This is a genomic window from Sulfitobacter sp. TBRI5 (genome assembly GCF_051013555.1).
Lineage (GTDB): Bacteria > Pseudomonadota > Alphaproteobacteria > Rhodobacterales > Rhodobacteraceae > JL08.
In genome coordinates, this window is the sequence record NZ_CP112884.1 from 362,335 (window position 1) to 385,780 (window position 23,446).

Sequence of the window (23,446 nt, forward strand, 5' to 3'; positions counted from 1 at the left end):
AGGACCAAAAAGGGAGAGTCGCCAATGCGCCGCGTTGTTGTCACCGGATTGGGGATTGTTTCCTCTGTCGGAAATAATGCATCCGAAGTTCTGGCTTCGCTGAAAGCCGGAAAAAGCGGAATCGAAGCCAGCCCGACCATGGCGGAACACGGGTTTCGCAGCCAGATCGCCGGTACGCTCAAGATTGATCCGGCCGAACATATCGACAAACGGACATTGCGGTTCATGGGGCCGGGTGCGGCCTATGCGCATATCGCGATGAGCGAGGCAATTGCCGATGCGGGTCTGAGCGAGGACGATATCGTCAACCCGCGCACCGGTCTGGTGGCCGGATCGGGCGGGCCATCGACCAGCGCCATGTTCGCCGCGCACCAGACGGTGCTGAGTTCGGGCGCGACCAAGCGGATCGGCCCCTTTGCAGTGCCCAAATGCATGTCGTCGACGATTTCGGCCAATCTGGCCACGGCCTTCCACATCAAGGGCATCAACTATTCGATCACATCCGCCTGTTCGACATCGCTGCATTGTATCGGCAACGCCGCCGAACAGATCATGATGGGCAAGCAGGACGTGATGTTTGCCGGTGGCGGAGAAGAGCTGGACTGGACCCTGTCCTGTCTGTTCGACGCGATGGGCGCGATGAGCAGCAAATACAATGACGCGCCGGAAACGGCATCGCGCGCCTTTGATGCAAACCGCGACGGCTTCGTGATTTCGGGCGGTGGCGGCATTGTCGTACTGGAAGACCTTGATCATGCAGTGGCGCGCGGCGCCAAGATTTACGCCGAGGTGACCGGATACGGGGCCACATCGGACGGCCACGATATGGTGGCCCCATCCGGTGAAGGCGGCGAACGCGCGATGCGCATCGCCCTGTCCACCCTGCCTGAAGGACGTCGTGTGGATTACATCAATGCCCATGGCACATCGACACCCGTCGGCGATGTCGGCGAGGTCGAGGCCGTGCGCCGTGTGTTCGGCCAGGGCAGCACGCCTCCGATCAGTTCGACCAAGTCAATGACAGGCCACGCCCAGGGGGCGGCCGGCGCGCTTGAGGCGATATTCTGTCTTTTGATGCTGGATCAGGATTTCATCACCCAATCCATCAACGTGGAAACGCTGGACCCGGCACTGGACCCAGCCGAAATTGCGACCAAACGGGTCGACAATGCCGGACTGGACAGTGTCATGACCAACAGCTTTGGCTTTGGCGGCACCAACGGGTCGATGATCCTGTCGAAATTCAAAGGGTAGAACACGCACATGACAAAGCTTCTTGAGGGTAAACGCGGCCTGATCATGGGCGTTGCCAATGAAAGGTCGATCGCCTGGGGCATTGCCAAGGCCATGCACGAGGCCGGGGCAGAGCTGGCCTTTACCTATCAGGGCGAAGCCTTTGGCAAGCGGCTGGAACCTTTGGCGGCCAGTGTCGGATCGGATTTCATGGTCGATGTGGATGTTACCGACGATGCGTCCCTTGATGCGGCGTTTGACGCGCTGGGATCGCGCTGGCCGACGATCGATTTTGTTGTGCACGCGATCGCGTTTTCTGACAAATCCGAACTGACGGGCCGGTTTCTGAACACCAGCCGCGCCAATTTCAAGAATTCGATGGATATCAGCGCCTATTCGTTCATTGAAATCGCCCGCCGTGCCTATCCTCTTATGAAAGACCAGGGCGGCACGCTGCTGACGCTGACGTATCAGGGATCGAACCGCGTTGTGCCAAATTACAACGTGATGGGTGTGGCCAAGGCCGCGCTGGAATCGGCCACCCGCTATCTGGCCAACGATCTGGGCCCCGAAGGCATCCGCGTGAACGCGATATCGCCCGGCCCGATGAAAACGCTGGCCGGTGCGGCCATTGGCGGCGCGCGCAAGACCTATAAACACACCGATCAGAACGCGCCCCTGCGCGCCAACGCCACGCTTGAGGCGGTGGGCGGAACAGCCGTCTATCTGGCCTCGGATGCAGGCGCCTGCACCACGGGCGAGATTGTGCGCGTCGATGGCGGCTTTCACATCCTTGGCATGCCGCAACCGGATTATCTGTAACGCGCAAGGACGCGAAGTTTCAGCGCAGATTCGCCCCATTTCTGACACGGGCCTGCGTTAGTTTCCCTGCCATGACGCAGACACCGACCGAACCGGACCGGCGCCAGAAACGGCATCAGGTCAGAGCACGCCGCGCCCGCTGGGCCGGGCGCCTGCTGATCCCCGTTCTGGGCCTGCTGATTTCAGCATCCTTGTGGTCCGATCCCGACATCGCCAAACAACTGGAACGCGGGTTGGAAGTGGTGGCTGGCATGACCGGCCCACAAAATCCCGATGACCTGATGGATGATCGCGCGCCGGAACCGAAATCCAAACCTGTGGTCACTCAACTGCCGACCAGCAGCGTCAAGGTAAACCGGTATCCCTAGACTGGCGATCGCCGCCAGACGGGCCAGGCAATTCGGAACGATGACACTGCCGTCACGTCTGGTTCACGACGCGCCCGACCCGCCGCAGATGTCAAAGCTGCGATCCGATGGGAAGCAGGCCATAAACCCCGGACATGAACGCATCCCAGGATGATCCGGTAGGTTCGCGGTAATAGATTCTCTGCGTTCCGTCCGGTGTTGTTTCCGTCCAAGACACCCGATCATCTTCGTCCAGCGTCACGGCGTAGGTTTCGTCTTTCAAAACATCGCGCAACGCATTCGATGCCCGTTTTGTAAAGGACGGCGACTCGATCAGGATGCCCATTTCGGTGTTGATATTGACCGAGCGCGGATCCCAGTTGAACGATCCGACAAACAGATATCGGTAATCAATGGTAAACGCCTTTGCGTGCAGCCCTGATCGGGATTCACCCCAGTTGACGCCACGGTGTTTTTCGCGGTCCGCATCGGGTTTCACCTCGTAAAGGGCAACGCCGCCTTCCAGAAGCCTGCGCCTGTCGCGGGCATAGTGCGCATAGACCGGTTTCACATCGTTGGACGCCAGCGAATTGGTAACGACGGACACGTCAACGCCGCGGCCCTCAAGCTCTCGCAGCCATTCGGTGCCGCGTTTGCGGGGCACGAAATAGGCGGAAATGATCTCGACCTTGGATTGGGCGTTGACGAAATAGGGAATAAGTTGCGAGGCAAGGATTTCACCGCTGTCGTCCTCGCCCGCCGCCTTGGACGGTGGATCGGAATAGAGTTTCGCGGGCACCCAGAAAAGTTCGAGTGTCGAGGGTGTAAAGCTTTGTTCGGTCGCAGCGTTGACGACATCGGCATATTTCGTCTCGCGGGCGTCGCCCATGATCTGGTTTAGCCGGTCGCGCGCGCCCTCCAGACTGACGCCGCCATCGGTTCCGACGACCGCGCTGGCCGGCACGGCAAAGGCGCTGTTCCAGTAGGCATCAAAGTTGGTCGAAATGTCATTTACAACCGGCCCCGCCACCAGCAGATCAAGATCTGAATAGTTCATTTCTCGCTTGGCCAGAAAATACTCATCGCCCACATTGCGCCCACCGACAATCGACATGGCGTTGTCGGCGGTCATTGATTTGTTGTGCATCCGGCGGTTGATGCGTCTGAAATCGGTCAGCCCCGCCGCGATCCGGCTTTGATCGCGCCAGAACGGGTTGAACAGGCGAATTTCGATATTCTCGTGGGATTCAAGCGCAGCTGTTGTGGCGTCGTAACCCTTGGTGTCCATATCATCCAGCAAAAGCCGGACCCGCACGCCGCGGTCCGCAGCATCCAGCAGGCTCCACGCAAAGACCTGTCCGGTCTGATCATTGTGCAACAGGTAATATTGCGCATCGATGGTCAGTTCGGCCGCCGCCGCCAGCGCCAGACGCGCGGCCAGCGCTTCTTCTCCGTTGCCGATCAGGCGGATGCCAGAGCGACCATCGCCAGGATCGCCCAAGCCCTGCACAGCCCGTGTGAGGCCCGAATTTGTCGGGGATTCCAGTGCAAAGGAAGGCGTCTGTTCAAAGGTCCGCTCGGTTGGTGAACAGGCCGAAAAATAGAGCAGTGTCAGCCCTGCCGCCACGGCCAGAATTCTCATCAATGTCACTCCGGTTTGCGTCACTTTCGCCACCTGTCGGCACCTCGCGCGGTGCAAGCCTAGCGGCTAGGTTCCACCGAAGACAAGAGCAAATCCGATCATGACCATCACCCGAGGTGCACTTTCAGACAGGAAACAAAAGGCTTCACAGATCCTTTGAAAAATAGTGCAGATGCGGGCGCAGCATCGGTTGATCCTTGTATGTCGTCGTTTCAATCGGCGTGTCCAGTTCGACAAACCCGAGCTTTGGATAGAGGTTTCGCATTTCGACATTGGGCGTAAGTGTATCTGCGATCAGCCGTTTCAATCCCATGCTGCGCGCCGCTGTTTCGCGCGCTTCGATCAATGCTCTGCCGGTTCCGGTTCCGCGCGCGGCCTGCGTCACAAATACCCGTTTCAATTCGCCGGTGTCCTGATCCAGACGTTTGAGCATGCCGCATCCGATTATTTCATTGGCATCGTTGCGCGCAACGACCAGACAGCCTTGCGGCGGTAAATAATCGTCCGAATTCTCCCAGAATTCCGCCAGCGCGCTTTTTGGGGCGGCAGGATCCAGTTCTAAGCCCATGGCCTGCATTCTTACGACGATAAGGTCGTAATATTGCGACAGGATAACGTCAAGTTCGTCCTTTGGCGGCAGAGCCTTGCACCATTCGATCCTGATATTGCTCACACGGCCCCCCAAACATCGCCAACGCGCATCCACTTTTGTCAGGGGTTTGAGTGTGGTCTATGGCCCGTCATTCATCAAGCCTGTTTGTCGGGCACCTGAACAAGCGCAAGCCTGTTTGGCACCTGTTCCGGCACCCCGGCTTTTCATCGCCACGGCATGACAAAAGCACACGGCACCCCCGCCCGCCGCAGGGTTGCGGTTGGCGGGGGAAATGTTCTTGCAGGTTACGCGATGGCGACCAGTTCGATGTCGAATGTCAGGTCCTTGCCCGCCAGCGGATGGTTGGCATCCAGCGTCACTTCGTCTTCGGTGACGTTGACCACGACAACCGGCATCGCCTGCCCGTCGGGGGTTTGCATCTGCAATGTCGTGCCCACCTCAAGCGGGATATCGGCGGGGATGCCGGAACGCGGCACACCCTGCTGCATTTCGGGTTTGACGGGGCCATAAGCCTCGTCGCAGGACACGTTGACAGACTTTTTGTCGCCTACGGTCATGCCGGGCAATGCAGTATCAAGCCCCGGAATGATCATGCCGGACCCGACCTTGAATTCCAGAGGGTCGCGGCCCTGGCTGCTGTCAAACACGCTGCCGTCCAGCAGGGTTCCGGTATAGTGGATTTGTACGGTGTCACCCGCTTTGACTTCGGTCATGAATTTCGTCCAATCTGGTTTGATTTTTTCGGTTGTGCGGCGCAAAGGCGCGGCGTTGATACAATCAGCGTAACAAGCCATGCCGCGGGATGCAAACACGCGCCGGTGCGGCCGGACGGGGTCGCGTGTGAATAGCCCCTTTTCCCCCTGCCCTGCCCGTGTCAGTTTGCACCCGAACCCGGAGGATCAGAATGCCCATCACCACCTGTATTTTCGACGCTTACGGCACGCTGTTCGACGTGGCCGCCGCCGCCCGCGTGGCGGCAGGCGAACCGGGTGCGGGCGATCTGGCCGAACGCTGGCCCGCACTGGCCGAGGCATGGCGGCTCAAGCAGTTGCAATACACATGGTTGCGCGCAATCACCGGCGCGCATACCGATTTCTGGACTGTCACGCAGGACGGGCTGGACTGGGCGTTGGATGCAACAGGGCTGGCGGGCAATGCCGCCCTGCGCGAACGCCTGCTGGCGCTTTACTGGGAATTGCAGGCCTATCCCGAGGTGCCCGCCATGTTGTCGGCGCTGAAACAGGCGGGGCTGAACACCGCGATCCTGTCGAACGGATCGCCCGACATGTTGCAGGGGGCGGTCGCGTCGGCGCAGATCGGCGATCTTCTGGATGATGTCCTTTCGGTTGAAACGGTCGGTATCTTCAAACCGGCGGAAGCGGTCTATGATCTGGTCGGGCAGCGGTTCGGCTGTGACAAGGACCAGGTTCTGTTCGTATCCTCGAACGGATGGGATGCCGCAGGGGCCAGCGGATACGGGTTTGAAACCGCGTGGGTCAATCGCGCCGGCGATCCGGTGGATCGCCTGCCATGGCGGCCCAAACACATGCTTCAGGATCTGGTGCGCATTCCTGAACTGGCGGGTGTGTGATGGCGACGTTTCAGACAGCAGACGGTTTGACGCTGCATTATACCGATGAGGGCCACGGCCCCGCAATTCTGTGCCTGTCAGGGCTGACCCGCAATGCATCCGATTTTGATTATGTCACACCGCATCTGCACGATGCCCGCCTGATCAAGCTGGATTATCGCGGGCGCGGCAAATCTGTCTGGGCCAAGGACTGGACAACCTACACCATCCCCACCGAAGCGGGCGATGTTCTGGCCCTGATGGATCATCTGGGGCTTGAGAAGGCGGCCATATTGGGCACTTCGCGCGGCGGGCTGATCGCAATGGGTCTGGCCGCCGGGGCGCACGACCGGATCAGCGGCGTCGCGCTGAACGATATCGGGCCGGAACTGGACCCCGCCGGACTGACCAACATCATGGGCTATCTGGGGCGCAATCCGAAATGGAAAACCCACGCCGAAGCCGCGGCAGAGCGCCCGGCCTATATGAAAGGCTTTGCCAATGTCCCGCCCGAGCGCTGGCTGGAAGAGGTGCAAAAGCTTTATGTTGCCATCCCAGAGGGATTGAAGATCAATTACGATCCGCACCTGCGCGACGCTGTCGAGGCGGCAGGCGCCACGCCGGCCCCCGATCTGTGGCCTTTGTTTGATGCGCTGGATGGCAAGCCGCTGTGCTGCATCCGCGGCGCGAATTCCGATTTGCTGTCGGTGGACACGCTGGCGGAAATGGTGCGCCGCCGCCCAGACATGATCGTCGCCGAGGTGCCTGATCGCGCCCATATTCCGTTTCTTGACGAACCCGAGGCCGTATTGGCCCTGCGCACTTGGCTGGGAGAGCTGGCATGAACATCGACATGATCAACGCTGCCGCACAGCGGCTTGACGGGCATGTGCGGCGCACGCCGCTGTTGTCATCGCCCTTTCTGGACGACATCGCGGGGCGGCGCGTGTTCGTAAAGGCCGAATGCCTGCAACATACCGGCAGTTTCAAGTTTCGCGGCGCATGGTCGGCCCTGTCGGCAATGGATCCCGAAACCCGCAGCCGGGGTGTGATCGCGTTTTCCAGCGGCAACCATGCCCAAGGCGTGGCATTGGCAGCGCGCGCGCATGGTACCAGCGCGGTGATCGTCATGCCCGAAGACGCCCCGAAGATGAAAATCGAAAATACCCGCGCACTGGGCGGCGAAGTGGTTCTCTATGATCGCGAAACCGAAGACCGCGACGAAATCGGCGGCGCGCTGGCGCAAGAACGCGGCCTGACCCTGATCAAACCGTTTGACGAGCCACTGGTGATCGCCGGTCAGGGCACGACCGGGCTGGAAATCGCCGAACAGGCGCGCGCAGAAGGCGTTGAAAACGCTGACGTGCTGGTGTGCTGCGGCGGTGGCGGGTTTCTGTCGGGCATCGCCCTTGCGCTTGAAGCCGTCGCACCCGGCCTGCGCCCCCGTCCGGTGGAACCCGAAGGATTTGACGATGTGGCCCGTTCGCTGGCTTCGGGCGGGATCGTGCGCAACAACCGCACATCGGGTTCGTTGTGCGATGCAATCATCACGCCCGCACCCGGGCAACTGACCTTTCCGATCATGCAGCGCCTGTGCGGGGCGGGCGTTGTGGTCAGCGAAGATGAGGCGTTGCACGCCGTGGCACTGGCGTTTTCGCGGCTCAAGATCGTGGTGGAACCCGGTGGTGCTGTGGCACTGGCCGCGGCGCTGTTTCACCCTGACCAAAGCGAAGGCGACGCCGTGATCGTCACGGCATCGGGCGGCAATGTGGATGGGGATGTGTATCAATCCGCACTTGCCCGGTTCGGAGAGTGATCAAATGACCCGGTTCACCATTGCCAGTTTCAACGTGAAGAACCTGATCGGGCCGGACCGGGAGTATTACAAGTTCCAATCCTACACGCCCGAGGAATACGCGTGGAAAAAAGACTGGATGGCGGAACAGGTGTTGAAGATGAACGCCGACATTGTCTGTCTTCAGGAAGTGTTCGAGGAAGAGGCGCTGCGCGATGTGATAGACGAGGCCGACCGGTTGGGCAGCGAAGGCAACGAGGCCACGATCCCGGACAGGTCCAAAGGTTATCGCAAAAAGGCGATCTTTCGAAAACTGGCCTACACGCCCTATACCGATGCCGCCTTTGCCTTTGCGCCCAACGTGAATGATGGTGAACCGGGCCAGCGGCGCCCCGGTCTGGCGGTGATTTCGCGCCTTGGGTTTGTGGATGCGCCCGAAGTGATCCAGCATTTGCCGGCACCTTTGGTCATCCCGTTGCAGGAACTGGGGGGCGGTGATGCGGGGCATTATCAGATCACCCGCCTGTCGCGACCGATCCTGAAGGTACGGATCGCTGTCGGGTCGCGCGTGATTACGGTTTTCAACTGTCACCTGAAGTCAAAGCTGGGCGAATTCATCACGCCGGCGGGGGCCGAATATGCGCCCGAAGCGGACCTGACCCAATATGACCCGATCGGGCGGGCCATGGGGGCGATGCGCGCGGGCTTGCGCCGCATGGCCGAAGCCTGGGTCTTGCGCGCCGCCATTCTGACAGAATTGCAGGCCGGCCATCCGGTGATGGTGACGGGTGATTTCAACGATGGCGAACATGCCGTCAGTTCCGAGATCATCAGCGGTGAACGCCCGTTCCGCAATTACGCATGGATGCTGCGCCATGATGCGATTGCCGCCAATGACCGCTACAGCAAGGAAGAAAACGAACAGATCACCGAAGCGGTCGAGGCGGTTAAACTGCATTCCGCGGAAAAGCTGTTTGTGCGCAAATCCCTGCGCGATATGGTCTACACGTCAGCCTTTGGCGGGGTCTATGAAAGCATCGACCAGATTTACATGTCACGCCATTTCCTGCCCGATTTTGACAAATCCATCGGCGAAATGGAATATTTCAGCGTTCTGAACGATCATCTGACCGATGGCAGCCACGCCGAAGCCCCCTATAACAAGCTGGCATCGGATCACGGGCAGATCGTCGCGCACATGCGCATGAAACAAGAGTGAGGGCCACAGCATGCACATACTGGAACTGGACGATATCCGCCTGCATTACCGCGTTGACGGCGACCCGGATGGCGCGCCTGTCGTGTTTGCCAATTCTCTGGGCACCGATATGCGATTGTGGGATCCGATCCTGCCATTGCTGCCCTCCGGTTTGCGCATCATCCGCTATGACAAGCGCGGGCACGGGTTGTCGACCTGCCCTGATGCCCCCTATGCGATGGGCGCGCTGATCCGGGATGCCGAACAGTTGCTGGATCATCTGCAGGTCACCAACTGCGTTTTTGTCGGGCTCAGCATCGGTGGTATGATTGCGCAGGGTCTGGCTGTGAAACGGCTGGATCTGATCCGCGCGATGGTCCTGTCGAATACGGCCGCGAAAATCGGCAATCCGCCGATGTGGGACGACCGGATCGCCGCCGTGCGCACAGGCGGGATCGAGGCGCTGGCGGATGCGGTGATGGAGCGGTGGTTTTCAACCGAATTCCGCAAGACCCCCGAGCTTGAGCTGTGGCGCAACATGCTCGTGCGGCAACCGGATCAGGGGTATATGGGATGTTCGGCCGCAATTTCAGGCACCGATTTCTATACCACGACAGCCAGCCTGCGGCTGCCGACGCTGGGCATTGCCGGTTCCGAAGACGGATCGACCCCGCCCGATCTGGTGCGCGAGACAGTCGATCTGATCCCCGGATCGGATTTTCATCTTATCCGGCGCGCGGGGCATTTACCGTGTGTGGAACAACCTGTTGAATACGCACAGGTTCTGACAGATTTCCTGCGAAAGGTCGGGCATGTCTGAACGGTTTGAAAAAGGAATGAAAGTGCGCCGGCAGGTGTTGGGCGATGCCCATGTAGACCGCGCCGAGGCCGCCAAGACCGACGCGGATGTGCCGTTTCAAACCCTGATCACCGAAGGCGCGTGGGGCACGGTCTGGGCCTCTGATGCGATAACGTTGCGCGAACGTTCGATGCTGACGCTGGCCCTGCTGGCGGCGACCGGCAATTTCGATGAAATTCCGATGCATGTACGCGCCTGTGCCAATACCGGCGCCAGCGAACGCGATGTGATGGAAGCGTTCCAGCATGTCGCGATCTATGCCGGGGTGCCCAAGGCCAACCACGCCATCAAACTGGCCAAACAGGTGTTTGCCGAAACAAAGGTCGGATAATGGCACGGTTCCTGCTGGTTCACGGTTCCTGCCATGGCGCTTGGTGCTGGCGCGATGTGATCCCGGCACTGGGCGCGTTGGGGCACCACGCCGATGCGATCGATCTGCCATCGCACGGGGCGAACAAGACACCGATTGGCGATGTCACGCTGGACAGCTACCGCGATGCCATCCTTGCCGCCTGCACGGCTGACACCATTGTCGTCGGCCATTCGATGGCCGGATATCCTATTGCGGCCGCGGCCGAACATGCGCCCGACGCGATGGCGCGGCTGGTGTTTGTGTGTGCCTATGCCCCGGTGTCCGGACTGTCGCTGGCGCAAATGCGCCGCGCGGCGCCGCGCCAGCCGTTGTTGGGGGCCATCGTGATGTCGCAGGACCGCCAAAGTTTCACGATTGATCCCGATCAGGTGGAACAGGTTTTCTATCACGACTGCACACCGGATGTCGTGGCCTACGCCAAGGCCCATCTTGGCCCGCAAGCCGTATTGCCACAGGAAACCCCGATCACACTGGGCGCGCGCTGTGCATCAGTACCCAAATCTTATATCCGCTGCACGCAGGACCAGACAATTCCGCCGGAATACCAGATCACCATGACCCAAGGCTGGACCGACAGCGATGTTTACGAAATGGCGACCGGCCATTCGCCGTTTTTTGCAGACCCGTCCGGTCTGGCCGCAATGTTGGACCGGATCGCGAAAGGCACATCATGACAGGATCACTATTCGACAGCCCGCTTTACGGCGGGCTTTTCCCCACGGGCGAGGTGAAACGCCTGTTTTCCGACAGCGCCGCGATCCGTGCGATGCTGCTGGTCGAGGGCGCGCTGGCCAAGGTGCAGGGGCAGGCAGGCGTGATCCCCGAAATCAGCGCCGCCGCCATCCACCGCGCCAGCCTGGAGGTGCAGATTGATCCGGCGGCACTGGCGCAGGAGACAGCGCGGAACGGCGTGCCCGTTCCGGCACTGGTGGCTGCGTTTCGAAGTGAAATGAAGGCGCCGGAACATGCGCAATACGTGCATTGGGGGGCCACATCGCAGGATATCATGGACACCGCGCTGATGCTGCGGCTGCGGCAGGTTCTGGTGTTGCTGGAACGGGATATCCGCGCGGTGCTGGGTGCGCTGGCGGGATTGGCGCAGGATCATGCGCACACGGTAATGGCCGCGCGCACCTGGGGCCAGCATGCCACGCCGACAAGTTTTGGCGCAGTTGCCGCATCCTGGGGCGCACCGCTGGCAGATTTGCTGGACGGTTTGCCGGCGCTGCGCGACAGCGCGCTGGTGGTGTCGCTGTCGGGCGCGGCGGGCACGGCATCGGCATTGGGGGCCAGCGCCGCGCAGCAGCGCGCCGATCTGGCGGCAGCGCTGGGTCTGGCCGATCCGGCGTGCAGTTGGCACACCCACCGCGCGCCGGTTCTGGCGATCAGCGGCTGGATCACGCGGGTGGCCGTGGCACTGGGCAAGATGGCGGAAGACGTGATTGCCATGGTTCAAAGCGAGACCGGCGAACTGGTGCTGGACGGCGCGGGCGCGTCCTCCACCATGCCGCAGAAACAGAACCCGGTTGCCGCATCGGCAATGGTGTCGCTGCACGCACAGATCAACGCGGCGAATGCGCTGTTGCACGGCGCGGGCACGCACCGGTTCCAGCGCGACGGGGCCGCATGGATGACCGAATGGGCCGCCCTGCCCCAACTGGTACTGGGCGGCACGTCAGCGCTGCGCCATGCTGTTGCGCTGACAGGCGGGATGCACCCCGATATGGCGCGGATGCGGGCCAATCTGGACAGTGGTGCGGGGCTGATTTTTGCCGAAGCGCTGTCCTTTGCGCTGGCTGGTGCCATGCCACGGCCACAGGCGCAGGCGACCACGAAAGAGCTGTGCCAGAAGGTGATGGCCGAGGGAAGCGACCTTAAGACCGTGGCGCTGGCCGCGTTTCCCGATCTGGACGAAACGGTGTTTGATCCCGAACGGCAACTTGGCACAGCCCCCGATGATGCACTGGCCTTTGCCGCGCGTGTCGGTGCGCTGACGCAAGATGCGTGATCCGGCGCGGCGGGGATGATGAACCCGTGACCATCCACCGCCCTGCCCTGATTTTCATCCTGATCACCGTGATGCTGGATGCAATGGGGATCGGCCTGATCATGCCGGTGATGCCCGACCTGATTGTCGAGGTGCAGGGCGGTTCGCTGGCCAATGCGGCACTATGGGGCGGCATCCTGTCAACGGTGTTCGCGATCATGCAATTCCTGTTCGGACCGCTGATCGGCAACCTGTCGGACCGGTTCGGGCGGCGCCCCGTGCTGTTGATCTCGCTTGTGGTGATGACGGTGGATTATCTGGTGATGGCGGTGGCGGGCAGCATGGCACTGCTGCTGATCGGACGGCTCGTGGGCGGCATCGCCACAGCCACCAGCGGCACGGCATCGGCCTATGTTGCCGATATTTCCGCACCCAAGGATAAGGCGGCCAATTTCGGCCTGATCGGCGCGGCTTTTGGCATCGGGTTCGTGCTGGGCCCGCTGATCGGCGGCTTGCTGGGCGGGTACGGTACCCGCGCGCCGTTTTATGCGGCCGCCGCGCTGTCGGCGCTGAATGCGGTGTTCGGATATTTCGTGCTGCGTGAAACCGTGACCGACCGCATCCGTCGTCCGTTTCACTGGCGGCGCGCCAACCCGCTGGGGGCGTTGCGCCATTTGGGCAAACTGCCGGGCATACGCCCCTTGCTGATGATGTATTTCCTCTATCAGGTGGCGTTCCATGTCTATCCGTCGATCTGGTCGTTTTTCACGCAGGAACGGTTTGGCTGGGGGCCGGGTACCATCGGCCTGTCGCTGGCGCTGTTCGGGATCACCATGGCATTTGTGCAGGGGGTGCTGATCCGGTTTGTGCTGCGCTGGTTGGGCGAGCGCAACACAGTGGTTTACGGCCATGTATTCGATGTGTTTGCCTTTGCCGCGCTGGCCTTTGTGACCAGCGGTGCGCTTGCGCTGGTGCTGACACCGCTGGCGGCGCTCGGGGCGGTGATCACGCCCGCATTACAGGCGATCATGTCGAAAATGGTGGGGGATGATCAGCAGGGCGAATTGCAGGGCATCCTGACGTCGATCTATGCGCTGGCGATGATCGTGTCGCCGCTGATGATGACTTCGGTATTCGCCGCCTTCACCCATGACGGGGCCGCGCTCTATCTGCCCGGCGCACCGTTTCTGGTGTCGATCCTGCTGATCCTGATCGGGCTGGCGGTGTTTGTCCGCAATCCGCCGCCGCAGGGCTGAGCACGGCAATTGCGGCTTGCGATGCGTCCCGCAAACCGTCACGCTGGACGCATGATTTAACGCCCGAAAACCGGAGTTTGAACCATGCAAACGATCAAAGCCGCCGTCTGCCACGCCTTTGGTGACCCCCTTGTGATCGAGGATATCCAGTTGCGCGCCCCCGTTCTGGGCGAGGTCGAGGTGACGCTGGAAGCTGTGGCGATCTGCCATTCTGATATTTCCTTTGCCGAGGGCGCATGGGGCGGATCGCTGCCCGCAGTTTACGGCCACGAGGCAGCGGGGCGTGTGTCTGCGATCGGGGATGGTGTCGGCACGGTGGCAGTGGGTGATCCCGTGGTCGTGACCCTGATCCGTGCCTGCGGATGCTGCCGGACCTGCGCCAGCGGAATGCCGACCTTGTGCGAAACGCCCTATGACGGTGACAGCGGCCCGATCAAAACCGCCAGCGGGGGCAGACTGCATCAGGCGATGGCCAGCGGCGCCTTTGCGCAAAAGGTGGTGGTAGACCAGAGCCAGATCGTGAAAATCCCGGCCACCATGCCGATGGACGCCGCCAGCCTGATTTCGTGCGGCGTGATCACCGGTGTCGGGGCCGTGGTGAATGCCGCAAAACTGCGCGCCGGGCAGGATGTGGTGGTGATCGGGTGTGGCGGTGTCGGGCTGAATGCCATTCAGGGCGCGCGGATCGCCGGCGCGCGGCGTATCGTCGCCGTGGACATGAGCGATGAAAAACTGGCTGTGGCGCGCGAATTCGGTGCGACCGACGGTGTGCTGGCCAGCGCCGAAAAACCGTGGCGCGCCGCAACCCGCGCGATGGGGCGTGGCGCGGATGCGGTGATCGTGACCGTGGGCGCGATCCCCGCCTATGACAGCGCGCCGCGCTATCTGGCTGCGGGCGGGCGGGTGATCATGGTGGGCATGCCCCATTCCGGCGATACATCCAGTTACGAACCGGTGGTGCTGGCCGCGATCGGGCAAGGCATGGTTGGATCGAAAATGGGCGATGTGGTGATCCAGCGCGATATTCCGTGGATGGTCGATTTGTACCAGCAGGGGCGGCTGAAGCTGGACGAACTGATTTCGGGGCGCTGGTCGCTTGAGCAGATCAACGATGCGATTGCCGATACCAAATCAGGTGCGGCGCGGCGCAATGTGATCCTGTTCTAGGGATTGCCGCCCGGTTTACGCGGCCCCCATTCATACATCACAAGACCGGTTGTTTGCCGCCCGCCCAGCGCGGAATAAAGTGCGCGGGCTGGGGCATTGTCGGCTTCGGTGACAACCCAGATGTCATGGCAGCCACGGGCGCGGGCAATATCTAACAGGGCGGTGCATAATCGCGCACCCAGACCGCGCCGCTGAAAATCATCGTGCACGCCCACCTCGTTCACGAAAAAAGACGGCTGTTTGTCGGGGTGCAGAACAACCAATCCTGTGGCCATCCCGATCACCTGCCCCGCTGAAAGGGCCACAACAATTTCGTGCATCGGATCGGTCAGAAACGCCCGCGCCTGCACAGGATCAACGGGGCCGTCAAAGGTTTCGGGGCGCACGTTCTCCAGAACATGCGCATCCTCTGGACCCAGATGCAAAAGCGTGATTTGGTCGGTCATGCGCCCCCTTGCTCAACGAAAGACTTTACATGAAACTTGCCGATCTTGATATCATTGTGACTGCACCGCCCGCGCCGGGCTGGGGCGGACGGTACTGGATACTGGTCAAGCTGGTGACAGATACCGGCATCACCGGTTGGGGCGAATGTTACGCCACCTCTGTCGGGCCCGAGGCCATGCGCGGCGTCATCACTGATGTGTTTGAACGCCACATGCAGGGCCAGAACCCGGAAGATATCGAACTGATGTTTCGCCGCGTCTATTCGTCGGGATTTACGCAGCGGCCCGATCTGACGGTCATGGGTGCGTTTTCCGGGCTGGAGATTGCCTGCTGGGACATTCTGGGCAAGGATCGCGACCGGCCTGTTTATGCGCTGCTGGGCGGCAAGATGAACGACCGCGTGCGCGCCTATACCTATCTTTACCCCCTGCCCCATCACGATATCAACGCGTTCTGGACCAGCCCCGACATGGCTGCAGAAAGCGCCGCGGCGGCGGTGGCCAAGGGGTATACAGCCGTTAAATTCGACCCTGCCGGCCCTTACACGATGCGCGGCGGGCATATGCCGGCGCTGTCCGATATCAGCCTGTCAGTGGCCTTCTGCAAGGCCATCCGCGAGGCGGTGGGCGACAAGGCCGACCTGTTGTTTGGCACCCACGGACAATTCAGCACCGCAGGCGCGATCCGGCTGGGTCAGGCGCTGGAACCCTATAGCCCGCTGTGGTTCGAAGAACCTATTCCGCCCGACAACATTGCAGAAATGGCCAAGGTTGCGGCGGCGGTCCGCATCCCGATTTCCACAGGCGAACGCCTGACCACCAAGGCGGAATTCGCGCCAGTGCTGCGCAGCGGTGCCGCCACGATCCTGCAACCCGCACTGGGCCGCGCCGGGGGCATCTGGGAAATGAAAAAGGTCGCTGCCATGGCCGAAGCCTATAACGCGCAGATGGCGCCGCATCTTTATGCCGGACCGGTGGAATGGGCCGCAAATGTGCATCTGGCCGTGTCGATCCCGAATATCCTGATGGCGGAAACCATCGAAACCCCGTTTCACGCGGCCCTGATCCACAATGGCATCACGGTGGATGACGGGTATATCACCGCCCCCACCGCCCCCGGTCTGGGCATCGACGTAGACGAGGAACTGGCCCGCGCGCATCCGTTCAACGGCGACGGTTTGCACCTGCAAATGCAGGATGCGCCCTGTGACTATCAAAATGGCAACGCTTTTCTGGGTGGCGCGCCCGCAACGTCCGAGTGACTTCGCAAGCGCGCAAAGTCATGCTAAGAGCAACTATTCGGTAGCTCACAGGACCAGAAAAACACGTGTCGAAAACTATTCTTCCCCCGCCGGACATGGCGGCAAATGCGGGCAATGCGGCGGCATTTCTCAAAACACTGGCGCATGAAGGGCGGTTGATGATCTTGTGTCATCTGGCCGATGGCGAAAAGACAGTTGGCAAGCTGGAAGAGTTGCTGGACATGCGCCAGGCGGCTGTCAGCAAGATGCTGGCGCGCCTGCGCGACGAAGGTCTTGTATCAACACGGCGCGATGGCAAATCCATCCATTACAGCCTGTCAGACGGCAACACCAAGGAACTGATCAACCTGCTTTATCGGTTGTTCTGCGTCTAGGCGCCCGGGTCACATGTCGGCCTGCACCAACTGGCGCTGCCGCCCCAGCCCCTCAATTTCCGTAACGACGATATCGCCGTCTTTCAGATAGACCGGCGCCGGTTTCATCCCCATGCCCACACCCGGCGGCGTGCCGGTAGATATGACATCACCGGGATGCAACGTCATCAGCGTGGACAGATGCGCGATGATCTGCGCCACCGTAAAAACCATCGTGGATGTGCGCCCGTCCTGCATCCGCGTGCCGTTCACATCCAGCGTGATCCCAAGGTTTTGCGGATCAGGCACCTGATCGCGCGTTACCAGCCACGGACCGATTGGCCCGAACGTGTCGCAGGATTTGCCCTTGGTCCATTGTCCTGTCAGCTTCATCTGGAAATCGCGTTCGGACAAATCGTTGCAAACGCAATAGCCCGCCACATAATCCAGCGCCGCTTCTTCGCTGACGTATTTGGCGCGCGTGCCGATGACGACACCCAGTTCCGCCTCCCAGTCGGTGGCGGTAGAGCCGCGCGGCAGCAGGATTTCATCGTTCGGGCCCGATATGGCCGAATTCGCCTTGAGAAACAGGATGGGGTGTTGCGGAATATCCATGCCAGACTCGGCTGCGTGATCGGAATAGTTCAAACCAATACACATGAACTTGCCAACATTTCCGACACAAGGACCGATGCGGGGGTTGCCCTCAATCACCGGCAAAGCATCGGTATCAAGCGCGCGCAACCGCGCCAGATCGGCGTCCGACAACATGGTCCCTTCGATATCGCGGACATGCGATGACAGATCCCTGATTTTTCCGACGTCATCCAGCAATCCCGGCCGCAACCGGCCATCCTGTTCAAAGCGTAACAGTTTCATAGTGGCGTTCTTTCTTTGTGCCCTTCCGTGTCGGGTGCAACTTTATTGCGCTTCGCGCGCCGCGTCAGCCAGAAAGTGGCGCGAGCACCGCCGCCGCCACTCTGCACAAGGGGCGCAAAGGTCACAAATACGCCCCAAGCGCGATTGGGCCTTGAACAAAAGGGGAAATGGCCTCATTTAAAGCGCGTTCCACACCTTCGTGGGCAAAACAACGATGGAGACAACATGGCCAAGGAAGATATTCTTGAATTCCCCGGTGTCGTGAAGGAACTCCTGCCAAATGCGACATTTCGGGTCGAGCTTGAGAATGGCCATGAAATCATCGCACACACGGCAGGCAAGATGCGCAAGAACCGCATCCGCGTTCTGGCTGGCGACAAGGTGCAGGTGGAAATGACACCTTATGATCTGACCAAGGGGCGGATCAACTACCGCTTCAAATAACCCTGTGCCCGCATCCCGAAATGCGGGGCGCGGTTTTCCGACAGGATGCGGACGGGGTACCATATGAAGTTTATTCTGGGATCAGGCAGCCCGCGCCGCAAGGAATTGCTGGCGCAGATCGGCGTTGTGCCTGATGCCATCCGCGCGCCCGACATCAACGAAGACCCCCACCGCGGCGAGCTGCCCCGCCCCTATTGCGTGCGCATGGCGCGCGAAAAGGTCATGGCGGTCAAGGCCGGTGCCGATGAGGTTGTGCTGTGTGCCGACACCACCGTCGCTTTGGGCCGCCGGATCCTGGGCAAGCCCGCGGATGCAGGGCAAGCCGCGCAGTTTCTGCTGGCCCTGTCCGGGCGGCGCCACCGCGTGATCACGGCGGTGGCCGTGCGCAAGGGCGATCGGGTCTGGGAACGCGATGTAGTTTCAACCGTAAAGATGAAACATCTGTCAGATGCGGAACTGAACGCCTATATCGCCAGCAACGACTGGCAGCGCAAGGCGGGCGGCTACGGCATTCAGGGGCCGGCGGGTGCGCTGATCCCTTGGATATCGGGATCATTCACCGGCATTGTCGGGCTGCCATTATGTGAAACCGCCGGGCTGTTGCAGGCCGCAGGCGTACCAGTTTACGGAGCAGACACATGAAGGGACGCATGATCCTGCTGGACCATATCGGCGCAGTCGAAGCTGCCGTGCTGATGATTGACGGGCAACTGGACGATCTGCTGGTCGACAGCGAAACCGCCCCGCGTCCGGGCACCATATACCGCGCGCTTGCCGACCGCCCGATCAAGGGACAGGGCGGCATGTTTCTGAAAACCCCTGACGGGTCGGCGTTCTTGCGGCAGGTCAAGGGCCTGTCGCCGGGCCAGCCCATTCTGGTGCAGGTCACAGGATATGCCGAAGACGGCAAGGCCATTCCCGTGACCCAGAAAATCCTGTTCAAAAGCCGCTATGTGATCATCACCCCGGATGCGCCGGGCATCAATATCAGCAGGTCGATCCGCGATGACGATCTGCGCGATGCGCTGCTGGAAATCGCCCATGGCGTCATCGACGGCTCTGACATGGGCCTGATCCTGCGGTCGTCCTGTGCGGATGCGGACAGTGATGATATCGCATCCGACATTGAAACGATGGCCGCACTGGCCCGCGCAGTGATGGCCGATACGGTCGGGCCGGCAGAAAAGCTGGCCGAAGGTGACAGCCCGCACACGCTGGCCTGGCGCGACTGGGCGGACCCGGCGCAGGTGGTGCAGGACAAGGGCTGTTTCGCGCAAAACAGCGTGCTGGAGCAGATTGATACGCTGGCGTCCCCGCGCGTTCCGCTTGCCGGTGGCGGGGCACTGTTTATCGAACCCACCCGCGCGCTGGTGGCCGTGGATGTGAACACCGGGCCGGATACCTCCCTGGCTGCGGGGATCAAGGCCAACATGGCCGCCGCCAGGGCACTGCCGCGCCAGTTGCGCCTGCGGGGCTTGGGCGGACAGATCGTTCTGGATCTGGCGCCGATGCCGAAGAAAGACCGGCGCGCCTTTGAAACCAGCCTGCGCGCCGCGTTCCGCAGCGATCAGGTGGATACAACGCTGGTGGGCTGGACGCCGCTGGGCCATTACGAGCTGCAACGCAAACGCGCCCGCATCCCGACGAAAGAGGTGCTGACATGAGTTGCCCGATCTGCGGCAAGGTCACCGAAACCAAATACCGCCCTTTCTGTTCGCGCCGCTGCGCCGACCGCGATCTGGCCCAATGGTTCAACGGCGCCTATGCGATCCCGTCGCGCGATCCCGAAGACATTGAAAAGGCGATCGAGGAAACAGAAAAGGCCGCAACGAAACCCCATTGAACCAGGGCGAAAAAAGAGGCTGGACACCCCACCCCGCACGGCCTAGAACGCGTCCACCCGAAGGTGTTTCCTTCTCCCGTGCCCGGGTAGCTCAGGGGTAGAGCAGTGGACTGAAAATCCTCGTGTCGGTGGTTCAAATCCGCCCCCGGGCACCATTTTCCAAAAACCCCGTTAGTCTGATCCAGTTTTGGTCAACCACCAACCGTATCGCAGCGACAGTAACGGCGCCTCATGAAAGCGAACTGGCGGTTTGGGCGGCCTCGAACTGGGTCAGGAACACCTGTCCGGACAGATGATCCAGAAACCGGGAGCGTTGCAGCCGGTCCATCACCGGGCCTTTGACCTCTGACAAGTGCAGCAGCACGCCCATTTCGCGCAACCTTGTGTTTATGGCCTCAAGCGATTCAAGGGCGCTCAGGTCGATTTCGTTGATGGCAGTGCATTGCAGGATCACGTGCTTTATCTTCGCATCGCCCGCCACGCGAGTCTGGATGCGGTCTTCCAGAAACCGTGCATTGGCGAAAAACAGGCTTTCATCCACGCGCAGCGCCAGCACGCTGGGATCGGTTTTCACCTTGTGGCGCAGGATGTTGCGAAAATGCTCTGTGCCGGGCACCAGCCCGACCTCGGCGATGTGCGGGCGCGAGGATTTGTAGAGATGCAGCAGGATCGACAGGCCGACGCCCGCAGACACGCCTGCTTCGACACCGATGCCAAGGGTGACAAGGATGGTTGCCAAAACGGCGGAAAAGTCCGCTTTGGAATAGGCCCAGCTGCGGCGCAGGATGCTGAAATCGACAAGGCTTAGCACAGCGACGATGATCGTGGCTGCCAGCGTCGCCTGAGGCAGGAAATAGATCAGCGGCGTCAGCGCGACGGCGGCGATGGCCAGCCCGATTGCGGTAAACGCCCCGGCGGCGGGAGTTTCGGCACCGGCGTCGAAATTCACAACCGACCGAGAAAACCCGCCCGTTACCGGAAATCCACCTGTTAATGAGGCCCCGATGTTGGCGGCCCCCAGCCCGATCAGTTCCTGATCGGGGTCAATGCGCTGGCGCTTCTTGGCGGCCAGGGTCTGGGCGACCGAAATCGATTCAACAAAACCGATGATCGAAATCAGAAAGGCAGGCAACAAAAGCTGGCGTAGAAGATCGGGCGCCAGTGCGGGCATTGTCAAGGGCGGCAGGCTTTGGGGAACGTCCCCGACAATCCGCACACCCTGATCGTGCAAGCCGAAAAGCCAGACGGCAAGCGTTGTCAGCACCACAACGAAAACCGGGCCGGCCTTGGTTGCAATATCTGCAAGGGTTTTGCCCAACCCAAGCCCGATCAGCGCCGGTTTCAACCCGTTGCGAATAACAAGCAAGACCACGGTCGCGGTGATGCCGATGATCGCTGTCTTCCCGTTTGTTTCTGGCAGATGTTCGATCAGTGACGCAACAAGTGCGACCAGAGTGTGGCCTTGCGCATCGACGCCCAGAATATGCTTGATCTGGCTGGCCGCGATGATCAGGCCAGAGGCTGTGATAAATCCGGAAATGACGGGATGGGACAGAAAATTGGCCACAAAACCGAGGCGGAAAATGCCCATGGCCAGCAGGATCAGACCTGACAGGGCCGCAAGGCTTAGCGCGGCGGCCGCGTACCCCATCGTGCCCTGTTCCACGATATTGCCCAAGGCCGCAGCAGTCATCAGCGACACAACCGCAACCGGCCCCACTGCCAATGCCTTGCTGGTGCCAAAGACGGCATAAAGCAGTATCGGAGCGATTGAGGCGTAAAGCCCGGCTTCGGGTGGCAGACCGGCCAGCAGCGCATAGGCCAGAGATTGCGGGATCAGCATGATCGTCACGATCACGGCGGCAATCAGATCTTTGGCCAGCGTGATACGGTTATAGCTGCGCCCCCAGTCAAGGATTGGCAGATAGCGGGTCAGGGAAAAAGGCATGATGGATCGGCTTGGGTTGGAATGATGTTGTCACTTTCTCTGCGACCTTGGATATCCGCATTGATCTGGCGCAAAAGCATGCGGGCTACGGCGGCCATCACGTCCTTTAATGTTTTTGCAACGGACCCGGCTCTCCGAATCTGCCGTTTCCGCCCCGGACAGTGGTGTGCTGGTTCACGATGTGCGACCAGCATGCCAGAAAACGCCAACACCCGATTGATCAAACGCAAATCGTCCGCCGCGCAGATAGCTCCTGCATCGCAATACAATCAACAGTTGCCCCGACTTTTTCCAATCTGCGCTTTCCGGACACAACCCAACGTTGCTACCTTTAATTGTCGCAAAATTGGAAACAATAAGGGTCGAACGATTAAAAAATCACCATTCTTGCAACCAATCAAAAGGTAACGTGCGGAATTATCGCGAAAACTTGTGGAATATTGGTTTGTGACGCTATATTGGAAACTGTGACGCTATATTGGAAACAGAGAACGCAGAATACGTGCAAAGTGTGCTGGATTGCGATTGGGGTTAAGGGCTGAATACATGAATAAGATGAAAACGTTGCTGCTGGCAGTGCCGGCTATTCTGGTTGCACCTTTTGCGGGTGCGGCAACTCTTGGGTTCACCGGCAGCCCCGAAGTGATCGAAACCGTTTCCGGCTTCAATCCGTCGCCGGACGTCACACTGGATACGCCCCTGACAGCCTATTCAACCGTGGCCGGCAACACGTTAAGCGGCGGTCTGAACCTGACGCTGGCGTCGGGTGAGCGGGCGACGATCAGTTACACCGTACTGGGTCAGGAATCAGGCTTTTTCAACTATCTCGTGGTCGAAGGTTCGAATATTCCCGAAACCTCAACCGGCTTGACGACCCTTGCGTCGATGACATCAAGCGGGCTGCTGGATTTCGGCTTTGCCTCGAACCGTCAGTTCGGTACTTCGGACGGGCCGACGCTTGCGATCATCAATGGTGGCGTTTCAGATATCAGCACATACAAGCTGGGCTTTGGGCAGATCGCTGAAACCTCTGACGGGTTTTCCGTCACGGCCTATTTCGGCGATGGCACAGGCGATTCCGATTTTGACGATATCGTCGCGCAAATCGATATCCAGATAACTGCCGTTCCGGTGCCTGCGGGTCTGGCACTGCTGGGTACCGGATTGCTGGGCTTTGGAGCGTTGCGCCGCCGTCGCAAAAGCTGAAAAACAGGGCCGTTCCAGTGAAACGGGACAGCCCATTCCTTTTGCCCTAAATTCGGGTGTACGGCACACCTTCCCCTTCACAGACAACCTGATGCGCATAACGCCCTGCCCTGCGGGGTGTTTTGACACGTAAACCTTTGTGCGCACTGCATTGCACCATTCCTTCAAGCATAAAATATTTCAACTTGAAGAAATACCGCTGT

The 23,446-nt window shown here is 60.4% G+C and carries 26 protein-coding genes and 1 tRNA gene; 21 read left to right on the top strand and 6 right to left on the bottom strand.

Features of this window, described 5'->3' with window-relative positions; translation table 11 throughout:
- Positions 1-24 precede the first annotated feature (24 nt).
- From fabB to OLX72_RS01925, 3 genes are all read left to right on the top strand, one after another.
- Positions 25-1,254: a beta-ketoacyl-ACP synthase I gene (fabB, locus tag OLX72_RS01915; RefSeq protein WP_433989666.1), complete on the top strand. Its 1,230-nt coding sequence runs from the start codon at positions 25-27 to the stop codon at positions 1,252-1,254.
- A 9-nt stretch (positions 1,255-1,263) separates the two neighbouring features.
- Positions 1,264-2,055 carry an enoyl-ACP reductase FabI gene (locus tag OLX72_RS01920; RefSeq protein ID WP_114869098.1) on the top strand — a complete coding sequence of 264 codons (792 nt, stop codon included), beginning with the start codon at positions 1,264-1,266 and terminating at the stop codon, positions 2,053-2,055.
- Positions 2,056-2,126: 71 nt separating this feature from the next.
- A complete protein-coding gene (locus OLX72_RS01925; RefSeq protein WP_114869097.1) occupies positions 2,127-2,423 on the top strand; it encodes a hypothetical protein in 297 nt (98 codons plus the stop codon).
- Between the two features lie 91 nt (positions 2,424-2,514).
- Here OLX72_RS01925 and OLX72_RS01930 read toward each other — a convergent pair whose 3' ends face one another.
- From OLX72_RS01930 to OLX72_RS01940, 3 genes are all read right to left on the bottom strand, one after another.
- Complete coding sequence (locus OLX72_RS01930; RefSeq protein WP_433989667.1) at positions 2,515-4,044, bottom strand: phospholipase D family protein; 1,530 nt, start codon at positions 4,042-4,044, stop codon at positions 2,515-2,517.
- A gap of 145 nt (positions 4,045-4,189) precedes the next feature.
- Positions 4,190-4,717 carry a GNAT family N-acetyltransferase gene (locus OLX72_RS01935; RefSeq protein WP_114872091.1) on the bottom strand — a complete coding sequence of 176 codons (528 nt, stop codon included), beginning with the start codon at positions 4,715-4,717 and terminating at the stop codon, positions 4,190-4,192.
- Positions 4,718-4,941: 224 nt separating this feature from the next.
- Complete coding sequence (locus tag OLX72_RS01940) at positions 4,942-5,370, bottom strand: FKBP-type peptidyl-prolyl cis-trans isomerase (protein WP_433989668.1); 429 nt, start codon at positions 5,368-5,370, stop codon at positions 4,942-4,944.
- Positions 5,371-5,561: 191 nt separating this feature from the next.
- Between OLX72_RS01940 and OLX72_RS01945 the strand changes: the two genes are divergently transcribed.
- From OLX72_RS01945 to OLX72_RS01990, 10 genes are all read left to right on the top strand, one after another.
- Positions 5,562-6,248 carry a haloacid dehalogenase type II gene (locus tag OLX72_RS01945; RefSeq protein WP_114869096.1) on the top strand — a complete coding sequence of 229 codons (687 nt, stop codon included), beginning with the start codon at positions 5,562-5,564 and terminating at the stop codon, positions 6,246-6,248.
- Complete coding sequence (locus OLX72_RS01950; RefSeq protein WP_433989669.1) at positions 6,248-7,072, top strand: alpha/beta fold hydrolase; 825 nt, start codon at positions 6,248-6,250, stop codon at positions 7,070-7,072. Before OLX72_RS01945 ends, OLX72_RS01950 begins: the two co-directional genes overlap by 1 nt.
- Positions 7,069-8,043 (top strand): threonine ammonia-lyase, encoded by a 975-nt coding sequence (locus OLX72_RS01955; RefSeq protein ID WP_433989670.1) that lies wholly within the window; start codon positions 7,069-7,071, stop codon positions 8,041-8,043. The genes OLX72_RS01950 and OLX72_RS01955 overlap by 4 nt, the downstream gene beginning before the upstream one ends.
- Before the next feature lie 4 nt (positions 8,044-8,047).
- Positions 8,048-9,241 (top strand): endonuclease/exonuclease/phosphatase family protein, encoded by a 1,194-nt coding sequence (locus OLX72_RS01960; RefSeq protein ID WP_433989671.1) that lies wholly within the window; start codon positions 8,048-8,050, stop codon positions 9,239-9,241.
- 10 nt (positions 9,242-9,251) lie between these two features.
- A complete protein-coding gene (pcaD, locus tag OLX72_RS01965) occupies positions 9,252-10,040 on the top strand; it encodes a 3-oxoadipate enol-lactonase (protein ID WP_114869092.1) in 789 nt (262 codons plus the stop codon).
- Positions 10,033-10,410 (top strand): 4-carboxymuconolactone decarboxylase, encoded by a 378-nt coding sequence (gene pcaC / locus OLX72_RS01970; protein WP_114869091.1) that lies wholly within the window; start codon positions 10,033-10,035, stop codon positions 10,408-10,410. Before pcaD ends, pcaC begins: the two co-directional genes overlap by 8 nt.
- Positions 10,410-11,126 (top strand): alpha/beta fold hydrolase, encoded by a 717-nt coding sequence (locus OLX72_RS01975; RefSeq protein WP_114869090.1) that lies wholly within the window; start codon positions 10,410-10,412, stop codon positions 11,124-11,126. Before pcaC ends, OLX72_RS01975 begins: the two co-directional genes overlap by 1 nt.
- Complete coding sequence (locus OLX72_RS01980) at positions 11,123-12,460, top strand: lyase family protein (protein WP_433989672.1); 1,338 nt, start codon at positions 11,123-11,125, stop codon at positions 12,458-12,460. Before OLX72_RS01975 ends, OLX72_RS01980 begins: the two co-directional genes overlap by 4 nt.
- Positions 12,457-13,695: a TCR/Tet family MFS transporter gene (locus OLX72_RS01985; RefSeq protein WP_302622785.1), complete on the top strand. Its 1,239-nt coding sequence runs from the start codon at positions 12,457-12,459 to the stop codon at positions 13,693-13,695. The genes OLX72_RS01980 and OLX72_RS01985 overlap by 4 nt, the downstream gene beginning before the upstream one ends.
- Before the next feature lie 84 nt (positions 13,696-13,779).
- Positions 13,780-14,862, top strand: a complete 1,083-nt coding sequence (locus OLX72_RS01990) for a zinc-binding dehydrogenase (protein ID WP_114869088.1) — start codon at positions 13,780-13,782, stop codon at positions 14,860-14,862.
- Here the strand turns inward: OLX72_RS01990 and OLX72_RS01995 are convergent.
- Positions 14,859-15,308 carry a GNAT family N-acetyltransferase gene (locus OLX72_RS01995; RefSeq protein WP_114869087.1) on the bottom strand — a complete coding sequence of 150 codons (450 nt, stop codon included), beginning with the start codon at positions 15,306-15,308 and terminating at the stop codon, positions 14,859-14,861. The genes OLX72_RS01990 and OLX72_RS01995 overlap by 4 nt on opposite strands.
- A gap of 29 nt (positions 15,309-15,337) precedes the next feature.
- On the opposite strand from OLX72_RS01995, the gene OLX72_RS02000 reads away from it, so the two are divergent.
- Both OLX72_RS02000 and OLX72_RS02005 read left to right on the top strand, forming a co-directional pair.
- Positions 15,338-16,570 (top strand): mandelate racemase/muconate lactonizing enzyme family protein, encoded by a 1,233-nt coding sequence (locus tag OLX72_RS02000; RefSeq protein WP_114869086.1) that lies wholly within the window; start codon positions 15,338-15,340, stop codon positions 16,568-16,570.
- Between the two features lie 95 nt (positions 16,571-16,665).
- Positions 16,666-16,944 carry an ArsR/SmtB family transcription factor gene (locus tag OLX72_RS02005; protein WP_433990424.1) on the top strand — a complete coding sequence of 93 codons (279 nt, stop codon included), beginning with the start codon at positions 16,666-16,668 and terminating at the stop codon, positions 16,942-16,944.
- A gap of 9 nt (positions 16,945-16,953) precedes the next feature.
- On the opposite strand, the gene OLX72_RS02010 is transcribed toward OLX72_RS02005, so the two are convergent.
- A complete protein-coding gene (locus tag OLX72_RS02010; RefSeq protein WP_114869084.1) occupies positions 16,954-17,802 on the bottom strand; it encodes a fumarylacetoacetate hydrolase family protein in 849 nt (282 codons plus the stop codon).
- A 225-nt stretch (positions 17,803-18,027) separates the two neighbouring features.
- On the opposite strand from OLX72_RS02010, the gene infA reads away from it, so the two are divergent.
- From infA to OLX72_RS02035, 5 genes are all read left to right on the top strand, one after another.
- Positions 18,028-18,246 (top strand): translation initiation factor IF-1, encoded by a 219-nt coding sequence (infA, locus tag OLX72_RS02015; protein WP_010137880.1) that lies wholly within the window; start codon positions 18,028-18,030, stop codon positions 18,244-18,246.
- A gap of 63 nt (positions 18,247-18,309) precedes the next feature.
- A complete protein-coding gene (locus OLX72_RS02020) occupies positions 18,310-18,888 on the top strand; it encodes a Maf family protein (protein ID WP_433989673.1) in 579 nt (192 codons plus the stop codon).
- Complete coding sequence (locus OLX72_RS02025) at positions 18,885-19,910, top strand: ribonuclease E/G (RefSeq protein WP_433989674.1); 1,026 nt, start codon at positions 18,885-18,887, stop codon at positions 19,908-19,910. The genes OLX72_RS02020 and OLX72_RS02025 overlap by 4 nt, the downstream gene beginning before the upstream one ends.
- Positions 19,907-20,089: a DNA gyrase inhibitor YacG gene (locus OLX72_RS02030; protein WP_114869081.1), complete on the top strand. Its 183-nt coding sequence runs from the start codon at positions 19,907-19,909 to the stop codon at positions 20,087-20,089. The genes OLX72_RS02025 and OLX72_RS02030 overlap by 4 nt, the downstream gene beginning before the upstream one ends.
- An 80-nt stretch (positions 20,090-20,169) precedes the next feature.
- A tRNA-Phe gene (locus tag OLX72_RS02035) sits at positions 20,170-20,244 on the top strand.
- A gap of 74 nt (positions 20,245-20,318) precedes the next feature.
- Here OLX72_RS02035 and OLX72_RS02040 read toward each other — a convergent pair.
- Positions 20,319-22,037 carry a SulP family inorganic anion transporter gene (locus OLX72_RS02040; RefSeq protein ID WP_433989675.1) on the bottom strand — a complete coding sequence of 573 codons (1,719 nt, stop codon included), beginning with the start codon at positions 22,035-22,037 and terminating at the stop codon, positions 20,319-20,321.
- A gap of 546 nt (positions 22,038-22,583) precedes the next feature.
- Between OLX72_RS02040 and OLX72_RS02045 the strand changes: the two genes are divergently transcribed.
- Positions 22,584-23,243 carry a VPLPA-CTERM sorting domain-containing protein gene (locus OLX72_RS02045; protein ID WP_114869079.1) on the top strand — a complete coding sequence of 220 codons (660 nt, stop codon included), beginning with the start codon at positions 22,584-22,586 and terminating at the stop codon, positions 23,241-23,243.
- The last annotated feature ends 203 nt before the right edge of the window (positions 23,244-23,446 follow it).